The organism is Tropicimonas sp., from assembly GCF_047971885.1.
Classification (GTDB): domain Bacteria; phylum Pseudomonadota; class Alphaproteobacteria; order Rhodobacterales; family Rhodobacteraceae; genus Tropicimonas.
The window spans coordinates 13,508-27,213 of sequence record NZ_JBKEAE010000014.1 but is presented as its reverse complement, the minus strand read 5'-3'; the positions used below and the strand labels follow the sequence as shown (position 1 = coordinate 27,213).

Sequence of the window (13,706 nt, the reverse complement as noted above, 5' to 3'; positions counted from 1 at the left end):
GGCACTGCATCCGCAGCCAATGGCGCCGGAGGTGCTGCCCGCGATGCCGGAACCGCCGCTGGCGAAGGAGCCGAGCGTGAGCTGACCGGATGGCAGGCGGTGACGGCGGCGCTCTCGGACTATGCCAGCCGGGCCCGAGAGATCGGCGTCGATATCGGCCAGAGCCTCGTCAGCGCATTTCAGTCGGCCGAGGACGCGGTCGGGGACTTCGTGAAGACCGGCAAGCTGAACTTCCGCGACCTCGTGACCTCGCTCATCGCCGATCTGGCGAAACTGGCGGCGCGGCGCTTCATCCTCGGTCCCATCGCCAACGCGCTCTCGGGCGCGCTCGGCGGCGCGGGAGGCATCTTCGCCAACATCCTGCACGCAGGCGGCATGGTCGGATCGGCCGGCCCCTCGCGCATGGTCCCGGCCATGGCCTTCGCCGCCGCTCCCCGGATGCATTCTGGCGGCGCTGTCGGCCTTCGGCACGACGAGGTTCCGGCGATCCTGCAACGGGGCGAGCGGGTGCTCTCCCGGCGAGAGGCGCAGAGCTACGGCGCGGCCAGCGGGATCAATGTCACCATCATGGCCCGTGATGCCGAGAGCTTCCGGCAGTCCCGAACCCAGGTCGCGGCGGACATCGCCCGGGCGGTCTCGCTCGGGCGGAGGGGCATGTGAGCGCGACCCCGCAAGTGGGAACCGGTTGCGGGGGCCAGAGCACGAACCACGGAGAGAATTGATGGCGTTCCATGAGGTTCGGTTCCCGGACAACATCGGCCGGGGCGCGCGCGGCGGGCCCGAGCGGCGCACCCAGATCGTCGAACTGGCCTCGGGCGACGAGGAACGCAACGCCAGTTGGGCTAATTCGCGACGCCGCTACGATGTGGCCTACGGCATTCGCCGCGCCGACGATCTGGCGGCGGTCGTCGCCTTCTTCGAGGCCCGCAATGGTCGCCTCCATGGCTTCCGGTTCAAGGACTGGGGCGATCACAAATCCTGCCTGCCCTCGGGGACACCCGCACCAACAGACCAGGTGATCGGCACCGGTGACGGCACGACGACCGCCTTCCAGCTGGTGAAGCGCTACGTCTCGGGCAGCCAGACATGGGTGCGGACCATCGCCAAGCCGGTCGCGGGCTCGGTCACCGTCGCTCTGAACAGTGCATCGCAGGCGTCCGGCTGGTCCGTCGATACCACGACCGGCGTCATCACTTGCACCACCGCGCCGGGCGCTGGCGTCGCCATCACTGCAGGCTTCGAGTTCGATGTTCCGGTCCGCTTCGACACCGACGCGCTCGACGTGACGCTCGATCTCGAGCGGCTGGGCTCGATCACCTCCATCCCGCTTCTGGAGATCCGACGATGAATGACGAAACCGGATTTCCGGCGGCGGCGCTGAAGGAACTGCTCGCCTCCACGGCGGTGATCCTTGCCGCCTGGGGCGCGCTCGGGGGCGCGACCAACGCGCTGACGACAAAAATGCGGCTGCGCGACGCGCTCCGCCACATCCTGCTCGGCGGTCTGATTGCCGCCGGGATGGGCAGCCTGTCGATGGCGATCATCACCCGCTGGCTCGGCCTGCCGCCCGAGGCCATCCCGGCCGGGGGCGCGGCGGGCTCGGCCGCCTATCTGGTCGGGGTCCCCGCAGGCTGCGGCGTCCAGATCATCTCAGGATCAAACCAGATCGACAGCGATCTGCGCTGCTTCAGCGCGCTATTGGACGATTGCCAGTTCGTGGTCTTGTACTTCGTCGGGGCCCAACAGCCCATACCACCCAGCTATCATGCTGGATTCGCAAGATGAATCCCCTACGTATTTGCGCAACAAAGCCGGAGGAGGATTCCGATGCTGCGATTCTTCGGCCATCGACATCGCGAGCCTTGCCACCGGTCCGCAGCATGCGCTATCAGCCGCGTCAGCGGGTGATTAGCTCAGTTGGTAGAGCGCTTCGTTTACACCGAAGATGTCGGGAGTTCGAGTCTCTCATCACCCACCATATTTTACTGACTTTTTTCGTTTTGCGAAGCGAGCTACTCCCACCTCGTGGACAGTTTTCGGCGTGATTTAAGCCACTCTCTGCCCCTGCTGGCCGGTTTCGAGCTGGTTGAAGTAGCCCACGTGACCTGCCCCCCGGAACCTCCCTCACTTTAATGTAGAGTCTGCCCAACCGCGAAGGCGTGGTTGGTTCGCCGGACATCGTCGGTTGGTTTACGCCTTCTGATCCGGATACGCGCCGGTGACGAGTATTCTCTTCGCGCAACCGAGTCTGAGATTGATCCACTTCCGCGATGAGACGTCACCCGGATCTGGGCCGAACGCGGAACCCGCCCCCGCGCACCGCGCGACACCCGCTACGAACGGGCCTGCATCTTCGGTGCCGTCTGCCCGGCCCGCGACGCGACTGCGGCGCTGGTCATGCCCCGCGCCGATACCTCGGCCATGAACGCCCATCTTGCCGAAATCTCAAAGGCTGTCGCCCCAGCGGCCTACGCCGTGCTGGTGATGGACGGCGCGGGTTGGCATGGCTCCACGGCGCTGCACATCCCGGACAACATCACCATCCTGACGCTCCCGCCCTATGCGCCCGAATTGAACCCGGTCGAGAACATCTGGGCCTGGCTGCGCGCCAACCGCCTCGCCATCCCGGTCTTTGACACCTGCGAAAACATCATCGACCGAGTTGCGACGCGTGGAATTTCTTCGCCAACGATCCCGAACGCATCAGATCAATCACCACCCGCGAATATGCAAAAGCGGTCAATACATAGGCACGTTGGTATTAGACTGGACTTGGCATATCCGGCACGGAAGCCGCAGGATAAGTCTGCCTGGGGATAAGGGAAAGTCCGGCCTTCAAACGCTTTGTGCAATAACGCCCGCCATATCAAGTATCTGACACACAGTGCAGGATGGTGACATGGGTGTCGCCGTATTGGCGCCGGTCGATGGCGGTGAAGTCTTCGGGTGCGTCCTGTGGTGCGTTTTCCTCCCAGACTACCAGTGCGCCGGGGGCAAGCCAGCCGCCGGCGCCGGCCGAGGCGAGCGCCCGCTCGCCCAGCCCCTTGCCATAGGGCGGGTCGAGGAAGATCAGATCACAGGGCGCGCCGCGCAGTGCGCCCAGCCGGGTCGCGTCGCGCCGGAATACACGGGTTACGCCCTGGCTGTGCGTTCTTTCGATATTCTCGCGCAGCAGCGCCCGTGCCTTGCCGCCGTCGTCGACGAAGGTCGCATGCGCCGCGCCGCGCGAAAGCGCCTCGAACCCCAGCGCGCCGGTTCCGGCGAACAGATCAAGCACCCGGGCGCCGGGCACCGGATCGCCATGGGAATGGGCCAGCAGGTTGAACAGGCTCTCGCGCACCCGGTCCGAGGTGGGGCGCAGGTGGGCGGCCGGATCGCCGCGACCGACCGAAGCGAGCGCCAGCCCACGGTTCGTTCCGGCGATGATCCGCATCTAGCCGAGCAGCGATCTGAGATCGCAGGCCGGATCGGCCACCGCCGCCGGGTCTGCCGATCTGCCGGCGTCGATCAGGCGCTTGCCGACCATATAGGCGCGCGGGTCGTTCATCGCATCGACCGCCAGCAGCCGGCCGTCGGCGAAATACCAGTGCGAGACCGCACCGTCCTGCGTGCCCGGCCGCACCACCACCCGTTCGAATCCGCTGTTGAGGCCCGCGATCTGCAGCTTCACGTCGTATTGATCGGACCAGAACCAGACCTTGGGGTCGTAATCGGTGCCGGCCCCCAGCATGTTGCGCGCCACAAGCTCGCCCTGGTCGATGGCGTTCTGCACGCTTTCCAGCCGGATACGCGCGCCGCCGAGCGGGAACGAGGCGCAATCGCCCGCCGACCAGACATGCGGATCCGAGGTGCGCCCCCGCGCGTCGACGGCGATGCCGTTGTCGATGGTCAGTCCCGCCGCTTCGGCCAGTGCGGTTGCCGGCGCGATGCCAATGCCGGCGATCACGATATCCACCGGCAGTTCGGTGCCGTCCGACAGCAGGGCGCCGGTGACCTGCCCCTGGCCCGTCAGGCGTTCGAGGCCGGTTCCCTCGCGAATCGTCACGCCGTGGCGGGTGTGCAGATCGCGGAAATAATCCGAGGTCTCGGGGGCGGCGACCCGGCCGAGGATGCGCCCGGCCATTTCGATCAGTGTCACGTCGAGCCCGAGCTTGCTGGCGACCGCCGCCGCCTCGAGCCCGATATACCCGCCGCCGACGATCAGCGCCCGCGCGCCGGGGTGCACCTCGCTGGCCATACGGTCGACATCGCGCAGGGTCCGCACCACATGCACGCCTCCGAGCGCCCCACCGATGGCCGCCGGAAGAAGGCGCGGAGCCGAGCCGGTGCAGAGCGCAAGCTGATCGTAGTGCCGTGAATCGCCCCCGAAGATCACACTGCGGGCGCCCCGGTCGATCGCGTCGACCCTGGTATCTGTCAGCAGATCGATATCGGCTTCGGCATAGAAACTCGCCGGCCGCAGGAACAGCCGCTCGAGCTCCATCTCGCCCAGCAGGTATTTTTTCGACAGCGGCGGGCGCTGATAGGGCGGTACCGGCTCTTCGCCGATCAGGGTGATCCGGCCGGCAAAGCCCTCGGTCCGCAGTTTTGCCGCCATCGCGGCCCCGGCCTGTCCCGCGCCGACGATTACAATGTCCGACATGGCACCTTTCCATCCGCTTTACCGTTGCGGGCCAACCTACAGCCTCGACCGGCGGGAAGGCAATCGGCGGCCGTCCGCCGGGCGATTGCGAACGGTGCCGGGTGCGGGACATATGTCATGACTGCCGGTTTCCGGTCAGTCGTGATCCCGTCCGCTGCTCCGGAAGGGTCCGTAGCTGGTCAGAATCTCGTTTTCCTCGTCCACCGCACGCGATTCGGCGATCAGGAATTCCCTGACGGCGCGGGCGAACCCCGGGTCGGCAACCCAGTGCAGCGAATGGGTGCTCACCGGCAGGTAACCGCGGGCGATCTTGTGTTCGCCTTGCGCGCCAGCCTCGACGGTGGCAAGCCCCTGCGCGATGGCAAAATCCATTGCCCGGTAGTAGCAGGCCTCGAAATGCAGGCAGGGGTGGTGTTCGAGCGCCCCCCAGTAGCGTCCGAAAAGCGTGTCGCGCCCGATGAAATTGAGCGCGCCGGCGATGTTCGTGCCGTGACGCTCCGCCAGAACGAGCATCACATCGTTGCGCATCGTTTCATGCAGGATGTCGAAGAAATCGCGGGTCAGATAGGGGCTGCCCCACTTGCGCGCTCCGGTGTCCTGATAGAAGGCCCAGAAATCGTCCCAGTGCGCGGGGCGGATATCGTCACCGGTCAGGCTGCGGATCGTGCCGCCAAAGCCCCGGGCGGTGGCGCGCTCCTTGCGGATCATCTTGCGTTTGCGCGACGAAAGGGCGGCAAGAAAGGCGTCGAAATCCGCGTAGCCCGCGTTTTCCCAGTGAAACTGCTGGCTGCGCCGGTGCATCAGGCCCATCGCCTCGCCCTCGCCGGCCTCTCTGGCGGTGCAGAAGGTGATGTGGACCGAGGATATCCCGTTGTTCGCCGCCAGTTGCACCGCCGCCTGCGTCAGTGCCGAAGACCCGATCGCCTCGTAGCCGGGCCTGGTCAGGAAGCGCCGCCCGGTTGCGGGGGTGAACGGCACGGCGATCTGCAGCTTCGGATAATAGTCGCCGCCCGCGTTCTCGTATGCATGTGCCCAGGAATGATCGAAGATGTATTCGCCCTGGCTGTGGCTCTTGACGTAGAGAGGCGCGGTGGCGATGGGACGCCCGTCCAGCCGTGCCACCAAATGCGATGGTCGCCATCCCGTTCCCGGGCCGACCGAGCCGCTTTCCTCCAGTGCCGAAAGGAAACGGTGGGTGGTGAAAGGGTCGCGCGGCCGCCCGCCATCCGCGGCCTCCGGGCAGGCGCAACCGTCCCACTCCCCGGCGGGGATGTGTGCGAGACCGGGAAGAACCTCGACCTCGATCTGGGTTTCTGTGGTATCCATGGAATTCCCGCCTGCCCTCGGCCCTACACTTGTATGCTGCGGGCTCCGCGTTCAAGCACGCCGCCGGAACGCGCCACGTACATGTGCATTGCTACTGCATCCGTCTGCGCGGCCGGGCACGATTGCCTTGGAGATGATCGCCGGTCAGACGGGCAGGTAGCCCTCGAATGTCACATTATCCGCGATCCTGCGGGCGGCCGCCTCGGCTTCGGGCGAGCGGATGGTCCAGCAGAGGACCGGCAGGCCGGCGGCGCTGATCTCGGCAACGCGCGGGGAGGCGAGGTCGCGCGCGTCGTGGCTGACAAAGCAACTGCCGGTCGCTTCCAGATCCGGGATGCTCGCCAGCCGCGCCCGCGTTGTCGCGGGAACGCCGGGCCAGTTCCCGGCGGCGAAATCGCAGGTGACCAGCCCGCGTGGCCTGTCCGGTGCCGCCTCGGCCAGGGCGGCCACGGAATGCGGATTGAAGGACATGAAGGCGAGATGCCCGCCATACCCTGCCGCCACCCTTGCCGCCGCCCGTTCGAGCCTGCCGACATCCGGCCCGAGGGCGCCGTCCTGATCCTTGATCTCTACAAGCAGCGGTACACGGCCGTTCACCAGCGCGAGAATCTCGGCGAAGGTCGGGATGCCCTCGTTTCCGCCGGACAGCGGAATGCCGGCGAGATCGGCGGCCGGGGTCGCGCGCAGGGTGCCGGTATGTCCGGTCAGCCGCCGCAGATCGTAATCGTGAAAGACCATCGGCACGCCGTCCGCCGAAAGCTGAAGGTCGATCTCGATACTGAAGCCCGCCTCGATTGCCGCGGCGACGGCCGCGCGCGAATTTTCGGGCCGTCCGCGCAGTCTGTCATGCAGGGCACGGTGGGCGATGGGTCTTTCGAGAAAGGCGTGCGGTAGCGGCGGCATGGTTCAGGCGACCTGAAAGATCGCCTCGATCTCGACCGCGACACCCAGCGGCAGGGCGGCTGCCGAAACGGCCGAGCGCGAATGCCGGCCGGCATCCCCCAGCGCCTCGACCAGAAAGTCCGAGGCGCCGTTGATCACCTTTGGCTGCTCGGTGAAGTCGGGGGTCGAGTTGACGAACCCGGTCAGCTTGACCACCCGGACCAGCCGGTCGAGATCGCCGCAGGCCGCCTTGAGCTGCGCCAGCAGGGCGATGCAGCAGGCCCGGGCGGCCGCCGCGCCGCCGGCCACATCCATATCGGCGCCGAGCTTGCCGGTGATCAGACCGTCCGGGCCGGCAGGGATCTGCCCCGAGACGAAGACCAGATCGCCCACCCTTACGAAGGGTACGTAATTGGCGGCGGGCGCCGGGGCGTCGGGCAGTGTGACGCCAAGTTCGGCAAGACGCGTTTCGATTTTTCCCGGCATGGACAGGCTCCCTCCTGCGGCGCTCAGCCCTCGCGGAACGCCTTGTTGAAGTAATCTGTAAACGGTTTGATCAGATATGCCATGGGGGTGCGGGCGTTGGTGCGGAAATAGGCCTCGACCGGCATGCCGGGGATGATCTCCTTTCCCTCGAGCTTGTCGATCTCGCCGTCGAGAAGCTCGACTTCGGCACGGTAGTAGGATTGCTGCGTTCGTTCGTCGGTGAAGGCGTCGGCCGAAACCTGCGAAACCCGGCCCATCAGTTCGGGCGTGGTGCGCGAATCGAAGGTCGAGAAGCGCAGGATCGCGTCCTGTCCGACATAGACCTTGTCGATATGGATGGTCGGGACGCGCGCGGCAATCACCAGCGGGCGGTCCTGCGGCACGATATAGGCGATCGGATCGGCCGGGCGGACGACCGAACGCGGGGTGTTGACGGTCATTCCATAGACGATTCCGGACACGGGCGCGCGGATATCGAGCCGGGCGACCTTTTCCCGCAGGCCGCGACGGCGTTCCATCAGTTCCAGCAGGTTGTATTGCAGATCGCGCAGATAGGTGATCGCCTCTTCGCGGCGGGTGGTGTCGAGTTTCAGGATCTCGATGTCCAGTTCGGTCGTCCGCCCCATCGCCTCGGCGCGGCTGGCGGTCAGTTCCCCGACGGTGCCGGAAAGCCGCGCCTTCTCGCGTTGCAGCGACAGGACGCGCGCCGCCTGCGCCAGTCCCTTGTCGAGCAGCGCCTGCTGGCTTTCCAGTTCCTCGTCGATCAGCGCCAGTTGCTCGCTCAGCGCGGCGACCTGCGCGTCTATGCCCTCGACCTGGCTGGCGATCTGCTCGCCCCGGCGGGCAAGCTGCTCCTTTTCCTTCTCCATCGAGGTCAGCCGTGCCGCGAAGAGCGTCTCCTGACCCTGAAGCAGTTCGGCGATCTCGTCGCTTTTGGTCGCCGCCTCGACCAGTTCCGGATCGAAGGTGATTTCGTCCAGACCGTCGCGTTCGGCGACCATGCGCCCGGTGCGGGCCATGATCTCGTAAAGCTGGCTTTCGACAATGGCCAGTTCCGACAGCAGATCGGTCGGGTCGAGCCGGATAAGCTCCTGCCCCGCCTCGACACGGTCGCCTTCCTGCACCAGAACCTCGCCCACGATGCCGCCATCGAGATGCTGCACCACCTGCCGGTTCTGTTCGACCTCGAGCTGGCCGCCGGCGATGATGGCGCCTGAAATATGCGTCAGCAGGGACCAGGCGCCGAAGCCGCCGACCAGCAGCACCAGCGCGATGATGCCGATGGTCATCGGAAACCGTGCCGAGTATCTGTCGCCCCCGGTCTTCGCCGGGGCGGGACCGGAAGCGGGCGCTGCGGGCCGGGCCGGGGGCGCGGCCCTGGCGGTTGCTGCGGCCGGGGGTGTCGCAGGTTTGGCCGCGGGCATGGCGCGCTCTTTCGCGGGCTGTTCGTTCTTGCTCATGACACGCCTCCCTGGCCGGACGATTTCGCGATTTCGGCCGCATTCTGCACCACTTCCTTCAGCACCTCGTCTCGCGGGCCGAAGGCGCGGCGCATGCCGCCATCGAGCACCAGCAGGGTGTCGCATTCCTGAATGGCGGCGGGGCGGTGCGCCATGATGATGACCGAGCGCTTGTCGGCCTTCATCTGGCGGATCGCCCGGTTGAGCGCCTCGGACCCCTCATTGTCGAGGTTGGAGTTGGGCTCGTCCAGAACGAGGATTGCCGGATTGCCGTAGAGCGCGCGGGCCAGCCCGATGCGCTGGACCTGACCGCCCGACAGCCGGCTTCCCGCCGAGGCGAGCGGCGTGTCGTAGCCGCCCGGCAGTTTCAGGATCATCTCGTGCGCCGCCGCCTTCTGCGCCGCCTCGACCACAAGCCGTGGATCGGGCTGTGTCGAGAGCCGTGCGATGTTCTCGGCAATGGTACCCTCGAACAACGTCACCCGCTGGGGAAGATAACCGATGTGCTGGCCCAGAACGTCGGGGTCGTACTGGTCGAGCGCCGCGCCGTCGAGCCGGATCTTGCCGCCCGCACAGCGCCAGACACCGGTAATCGCCCGTGCCAGCGTCGTCTTGCCCGATCCGGACGGGCCGATCACGCCCATCGCCTGCCCGGGCAGCAGCAGAAAGCTGACCATGCGGAGCGAGGCCTGCGTTTCGCCCGGCGGAACCACCGTGACCTGCTGGCCTTCGAGCCGTGCGGCGGGGGCCGGCAGGGGCAGGCGCGGCACCTCGGGCGGCATCTCGGTCAGCAGTCTGGACAGGTTTGACCAGCCGCGCGAGGCGCGCTGTACCAGCTCCCACTGACCGATCAGCAGTTCGACCGGCGCCAGCGCGCGGCCCAGCATGATCGACGAGGCGATCATCGCGCCCGCCGTCACCTCGTTCTGCAGCACCAGATAGGCGCCGAGCGCGAGCATCGCCGATTGCAGGAAAAGCCTGAGCGCCTTGCTGGCCGAGGTGAACCCGCCCGCCCGGTCGGCCGCCGCCAGTTGCAGCGAGATCGCCTTGCCGCGGGCATCCTGCCAGCGCTCGAAGGTCGCCCCGCGCATGCCGAGCGCCTCGATGGTTTCGGCCTCTTCGCGCATCTGGTCCGACATCCGCTCGGCGCGCTGCCCGACTGTTGCCGCCTCGAGCGCTGGCTGGCGGGTACGGGACTGGTTGAGCAGGGTGATGACGACAAGCACCGCCCCGCCGCAGATCGCCAGCACCCCGAGCCAGGGGTGGAAGATGAAGATCGCGAACAGAAACAGCGGTGTCCAGGGCAGATCGAAGATGGCGAGCAATGCGGGCGAGGCCAGAAACCGCTGCACGATCTCCAGATCGCGCAGCCCGCTGGCCGCAACCTCGGCGCCGGGCTTGCCGGTTTCGCTGCGCAGCACGGCGGAAAATACCCGGCTGTCGAGCCTGAGCTGGAAGCGGGCCCCGGCCCGCGCCATCAGCCGCCCGCGCGCGTAATCGAGCAGTGCCATCATCAGGTAGAGAAAGGCCACCAGGGTGAAGAGCGCCACCAGCGTCTCTTCCGAGCGTGAGCCCAGCACCCGGTCGTAGACCTGGAGCATGAACAGTGGGCCGGTCAGCATCAGAAGGTTGACGAAAACCGAGAAGACCAGCGACGAGGTAAAGAGACTCCGGCCGGCAGCGCGTGCCTCCTGGAGCTCCTTTCGACCGGGGCCGGTATCTGATGGGCGCATTGTCGCGATCTCCAGCTTTTCTGCAGGTTGTCAGCCAGTCAACCCGGGGTTAGTTTCTGACGACTTTACCGTCGGCAGCCGGCCGCATGCGGTCGAATGACGAAGATGGCACTAGCTAAGGTACAAACAGTTGACGTTTCCTATGCGGCGGCAGTTGCTGCGACAAGGTAGGTTTTTCCGGAACCGGACCGGTGCGTTCGGCGTGCTGTCCATTGTGACAGCCCTGTCCGCCTGCGGGCCTGCCAGCATTCCGACCGGGATCAACGACCCCAACGAGGCGCAGAACAGGCGCATACACGAATGGAACAAATCCCTCGACCGCCATGTCTTTGGCGGTGGAGAAACCGCCGCAACGGGCCGCAACGGCGAATCGCCGGCGCCCTCAGGCGCCGAAGACGGCCTGTCCGAAGAGCCGGATGAAGCCGCCGCGCCAGCCGCCGCTGGCGACGCGCCGGTCAGACCGGTCAGCCCGATTATCGTCGCACTGGCCAATTTTGGCAACAACCTCAATAACCCGAGCCGTATCCTGAATAGCCTGTTGCAGTTGCGGCCGGGAGATGCCGCGCACAACACGCTGCGGTTTGGAATCAACTCGACCGTCGGCCTCGGCGGCATTTTCGATCCCGCAACGGCGGCCGGCCTGCCCGAGATCGACACCAATTTCAGCGAGACGATGCATGTCTGGGGGGTGCCCGAGGGTGCCTATATGGAACTGCCGGTCTTCGGCGGATCAACACAGCGTGATACCGCGGGCTCGATCGTGGACCTTGCAATCAATCCGCTGTGGTATGCGGTCGAATGGCCGGCCAGTCTGGCGGCCAACGGGTTCGTCTGGGTGGGGCAGGGGACCGATCGCGTGCGCTATGCCGATACCGTAAGCTCCATCTACGAGGATTCCGAGGACAGCTATTCCCAGCAGCGGCTGATCTATCTGCAGAACCGCCGCTTCGAGCTTCGCCGGGGCGAAGTGGCCGAAGAGGATTACGAAGACCCCTATGAGGATATCTATGGCAATTGAACACACACGCCGCGCCACGCTCGGGATGGTTGCCGCCGGTGCCGCCGCTGCGGCCCTTCCCGGTGCCGCCTTCGCGCTGTCACCCGCCGAGGCGCAGAAACTCATCGATGCCGCCGTCGCCGACATCAACAGGGTCATCGCCTCGGGCAGGTCCGAATCAGCGATGTACCGGGAGTTCGAGAAGATATTCGTCCGCTATGCCGATGTTCCGACGATCGCGCGCTATTCACTTGGCGCGGCGGCGCGCGGCGCCACTTCGGGCCAGCTCAAGGCCTATACCGGCGCCTATACCGGGTATATCTCGCGCAAGTACGGCAAGCGGTTCCGCGAGTTCATCGGCGGGCGGCTCGAGGTGAACGGCGCGCGCGCGGTCAAGAACTTCGTCGAGGTGCAGGCGACCGCCCATCTGCGCGGCGAGGCGCCCTTCGCGGTGGTGTTCCTCGTTTCGGACCGCTCCGGCAAGAACAAGTTCTTCAACATGTTCGTCGAAGGGGTGAACATGCTGCAGACCGAGCGGGCCGAGATCGGCGCGATGCTCGACCGGCGGGGCGGCGATATCGACGCGCTGACCCGCGACCTCCAGCGCGCCGGCTGACGGCAGCCGCGAATCCGTCCGGGGCGCGGTCGTCGTTCAGTTCCCGGTTTCCGCGGCAAGCTCCTCGGCCAGCCGGAAACCGATTCGCCGCGGTTCGGACGCTTCGGACAGCTTGGGCAGCGCGCGCAGGATCACGTTCAGCTGGCTGACATGCTGGATAAGCTGGGTGCGCGTGCCATCGGCATCCGCGCCATAGAAGGTCACGATGTCGGGGTCGAAGTAACCGATGCCCTCGATCCTCAGCACGCCGGCGGTGGCGCCGGTGAATCCCATCGCGATCTCCTGATCGCCGTCGAGCCGGTCCTCGAAATTCTTGATGTAGAGCAGCAGCCGTTCATAGGCCCATTTCGCCGGGCTTTTCGGATGTGCCGTCTGCATCAGCCGTTCGGGCAAAGGCTGGTGTTCGGTCACCACTTCGTCGGGGTCGGCGTGAACGGCATGGGCGCGCGGCAGAAATCCCGTCTGGTCCGTTTCGTTGCGCCGATCCATGTTCGTCTCCTCCGGTGCTATCCCCCGTCCGCGCGCCGCCACAGCCACGCCCCGTCGGCGCGGCGCTGCCGGTCCACGCGGCCTGTCCGGTGGAGATGATTGAGGTGTCCGATGGATTCCGCAAGGGCAAGACCGTATTCGGCATCGCCGATCCGGCGCCGGTAAAGCGCCGGAAAGCACTCGTGCGCGGTGCGCGGCTCGCCCAGATGGTCGAGAAGCCGGGCCAGCGCCGTGTGATGATGCTCGATCAGTTGCCCGAGCCGCGCCGGCAGCCCGGTATAGGGCAGCTTGTGGCCGGGCAGAACGAGATGATCTTCGCGCGCGACGCCTGCAAGGCGCGTGCAGCTTTCCAGCCAGGCGCCGACCGGGTCCGCCCCGGGCTCGGTCGCATAGACGCCGAGATTGGGAGAGATCGACGGCAGAAGCTGGTCGCCGCCCAGTACCAGCGAATCGTCGCGGCTCCACAGGGTCGCATGCTCCTCGGCATGGCCGTTGCCCATGCGCACGTCCCAGAGGCGCCCGCCGATACGGACGGTGCCGCCTTCGGCAATGCGGGTGAAGCCCAGCGGCATCGGCCAGACCACATCGGCGAAGTTGAAGGGCCGGCCGCCAGCGCGCTGGCGGTAGATGGCCGGGTCCATTCCGGCGGCGCGATAGAAGGCCAGCGTTTCGGGCGGCGGGGTCTGCTGCATGTCGAGCGTCAGCATTCGCGCATAGAGCCAGGCGGTACGGCTGGCGATCACTTCCGCGCCGTGTTCGGCCTGAAACCAGCCGGCAAGACCCACATGGTCGGGGTGGTGGTGGGTCACGATCACACGGATAACCGGCTTGTCGGCCAGCGGGCCAGCCGACCGCAGCCTGTCCCAAAGCGCGCGGATGCGCCGGCTCGACAGTCCGGTGTCGACGATCGTCCAGCCCTCCCCGTCATCGAGCGCAAAGACATTGACGTGATCGAGCGCCATCGGCAGCGGCAGGCGTAGCCACAGAACGCCTTGGGCGATCTCGGTCGCCTCGCCCTCGCCCGGCGGCGTTTCATGGGGGAAGCGGATCGGGGCGAAGCCCGGCGCGTTCACCG

The 13,706-nt window shown here is 66.5% G+C and carries 14 protein-coding genes, 1 tRNA gene and 1 pseudogene; 6 read left to right on the top strand and 10 right to left on the bottom strand.

Features of this window, described 5'->3' with window-relative positions; all coding sequences use genetic code 11:
• Positions 1-660, top strand: a 660-nt coding sequence (locus ACK5IR_RS01500) for a phage tail tape measure C-terminal domain-containing protein (RefSeq protein WP_416925194.1), incomplete at its 5' end; no start/stop codon positions are given.
• Between the two features lie 61 nt (positions 661-721).
• Positions 722-1,348, top strand: coding sequence for a TIGR02217 family protein (locus ACK5IR_RS01495; protein ID WP_416925192.1), 627 nt, complete (start codon positions 722-724; stop codon positions 1,346-1,348).
• A 274-nt stretch (positions 1,349-1,622) separates the two neighbouring features.
• On the opposite strand, the pseudogene ACK5IR_RS01490 reads toward ACK5IR_RS01495, so the two are convergent.
• Positions 1,623-1,751: pseudogene (locus ACK5IR_RS01490) on the bottom strand (IS5/IS1182 family transposase); the annotation flags it as partial.
• A gap of 151 nt (positions 1,752-1,902) precedes the next feature.
• On the opposite strand from ACK5IR_RS01490, the gene ACK5IR_RS01485 reads away from it, so the two are divergent.
• Positions 1,903-1,978 (top strand) — tRNA-Val (locus tag ACK5IR_RS01485).
• Positions 1,979-2,286: 308 nt separating this feature from the next.
• Positions 2,287-2,820 (top strand): IS630 family transposase, encoded by a 534-nt coding sequence (locus tag ACK5IR_RS01480; RefSeq protein ID WP_416925196.1) that lies wholly within the window; start codon positions 2,287-2,289, stop codon positions 2,818-2,820.
• Positions 2,821-2,866: 46 nt separating this feature from the next.
• On the opposite strand, the gene rsmD is transcribed toward ACK5IR_RS01480, so the two are convergent.
• From rsmD to ACK5IR_RS01445, 7 genes are all read right to left on the bottom strand, one after another.
• Positions 2,867-3,433, bottom strand: a complete 567-nt coding sequence (rsmD, locus tag ACK5IR_RS01475; protein WP_416925190.1) for a 16S rRNA (guanine(966)-N(2))-methyltransferase RsmD — start codon at positions 3,431-3,433, stop codon at positions 2,867-2,869.
• Positions 3,434-4,642 carry an NAD(P)/FAD-dependent oxidoreductase gene (locus ACK5IR_RS01470; RefSeq protein ID WP_416925188.1) on the bottom strand — a complete coding sequence of 403 codons (1,209 nt, stop codon included), beginning with the start codon at positions 4,640-4,642 and terminating at the stop codon, positions 3,434-3,436.
• A 135-nt stretch (positions 4,643-4,777) separates the two neighbouring features.
• Positions 4,778-5,968, bottom strand: a complete 1,191-nt coding sequence (locus tag ACK5IR_RS01465; RefSeq protein ID WP_416925186.1) for a GNAT family N-acetyltransferase — start codon at positions 5,966-5,968, stop codon at positions 4,778-4,780.
• Between the two features lie 144 nt (positions 5,969-6,112).
• Positions 6,113-6,871, bottom strand: coding sequence for a glycerophosphodiester phosphodiesterase family protein (locus ACK5IR_RS01460; protein ID WP_416925184.1), 759 nt, complete (start codon positions 6,869-6,871; stop codon positions 6,113-6,115).
• A gap of 3 nt (positions 6,872-6,874) precedes the next feature.
• On the bottom strand, positions 6,875-7,336 hold the full coding sequence (locus ACK5IR_RS01455; RefSeq protein ID WP_416925182.1) for a RidA family protein: 462 nt from the start codon (positions 7,334-7,336) through the stop codon (positions 6,875-6,877).
• A gap of 23 nt (positions 7,337-7,359) precedes the next feature.
• A complete protein-coding gene (locus ACK5IR_RS01450) occupies positions 7,360-8,796 on the bottom strand; it encodes an HlyD family type I secretion periplasmic adaptor subunit (protein WP_416925180.1) in 1,437 nt (478 codons plus the stop codon).
• Positions 8,793-10,529, bottom strand: a complete 1,737-nt coding sequence (locus tag ACK5IR_RS01445; protein ID WP_416925178.1) for a type I secretion system permease/ATPase — start codon at positions 10,527-10,529, stop codon at positions 8,793-8,795. Before ACK5IR_RS01445 ends, ACK5IR_RS01450 begins: the two co-directional genes overlap by 4 nt.
• A gap of 202 nt (positions 10,530-10,731) precedes the next feature.
• Here ACK5IR_RS01445 and ACK5IR_RS01440 point away from each other — a divergent pair, with 202 nt between their 5' ends.
• Both ACK5IR_RS01440 and ACK5IR_RS01435 read left to right on the top strand, forming a co-directional pair.
• Complete coding sequence (locus tag ACK5IR_RS01440) at positions 10,732-11,547, top strand: VacJ family lipoprotein (RefSeq protein WP_416925176.1); 816 nt, start codon at positions 10,732-10,734, stop codon at positions 11,545-11,547.
• Positions 11,537-12,142: an MlaC/ttg2D family ABC transporter substrate-binding protein gene (locus tag ACK5IR_RS01435; RefSeq protein WP_416925174.1), complete on the top strand. Its 606-nt coding sequence runs from the start codon at positions 11,537-11,539 to the stop codon at positions 12,140-12,142. Before ACK5IR_RS01440 ends, ACK5IR_RS01435 begins: the two co-directional genes overlap by 11 nt.
• Positions 12,143-12,178: 36 nt before the next feature.
• Here ACK5IR_RS01435 and ACK5IR_RS01430 read toward each other — a convergent pair whose 3' ends face one another.
• Together ACK5IR_RS01430 and ACK5IR_RS01425 are read right to left on the bottom strand one after the other, a co-directional pair.
• On the bottom strand, positions 12,179-12,631 hold the full coding sequence (locus ACK5IR_RS01430) for a DUF6173 family protein (protein WP_416925172.1): 453 nt from the start codon (positions 12,629-12,631) through the stop codon (positions 12,179-12,181).
• A 17-nt stretch (positions 12,632-12,648) separates the two neighbouring features.
• Positions 12,649-13,704 carry an MBL fold metallo-hydrolase gene (locus ACK5IR_RS01425; protein ID WP_416925170.1) on the bottom strand — a complete coding sequence of 352 codons (1,056 nt, stop codon included), beginning with the start codon at positions 13,702-13,704 and terminating at the stop codon, positions 12,649-12,651.
• Positions 13,705-13,706: the final 2 nt, after the last annotated feature.

What these genes read in the sequence shown, in the direction of transcription:
- ACK5IR_RS01495 (WP_416925192.1), top strand. Translation starts at nt 722, where the DNA reads ATGGCGTTCCATGAGGTTCGGTTCCCGGACAACATCGGCCGGGGCGCG.
- rsmD (WP_416925190.1), bottom strand. Translation starts at nt 3,433, where the DNA reads ATGCGGATCATCGCCGGAACGAACCGTGGGCTGGCGCTCGCTTCGGTC.
- ACK5IR_RS01470 (WP_416925188.1), bottom strand. Translation starts at nt 4,642, where the DNA reads ATGTCGGACATTGTAATCGTCGGCGCGGGACAGGCCGGGGCCGCGATG.
- ACK5IR_RS01465 (WP_416925186.1), bottom strand. Translation starts at nt 5,968, where the DNA reads ATGGATACCACAGAAACCCAGATCGAGGTCGAGGTTCTTCCCGGTCTC.
- ACK5IR_RS01460 (WP_416925184.1), bottom strand. Translation starts at nt 6,871, where the DNA reads ATGCCGCCGCTACCGCACGCCTTTCTCGAAAGACCCATCGCCCACCGT.
- ACK5IR_RS01455 (WP_416925182.1), bottom strand. Translation starts at nt 7,336, where the DNA reads ATGCCGGGAAAAATCGAAACGCGTCTTGCCGAACTTGGCGTCACACTG.
- ACK5IR_RS01450 (WP_416925180.1), bottom strand. Translation starts at nt 8,796, where the DNA reads ATGAGCAAGAACGAACAGCCCGCGAAAGAGCGCGCCATGCCCGCGGCC.
- ACK5IR_RS01445 (WP_416925178.1), bottom strand. Translation starts at nt 10,529, where the DNA reads ATGCGCCCATCAGATACCGGCCCCGGTCGAAAGGAGCTCCAGGAGGCA.
- ACK5IR_RS01435 (WP_416925174.1), top strand. Translation starts at nt 11,537, where the DNA reads ATGGCAATTGAACACACACGCCGCGCCACGCTCGGGATGGTTGCCGCC.
- ACK5IR_RS01430 (WP_416925172.1), bottom strand. Translation starts at nt 12,631, where the DNA reads ATGGATCGGCGCAACGAAACGGACCAGACGGGATTTCTGCCGCGCGCC.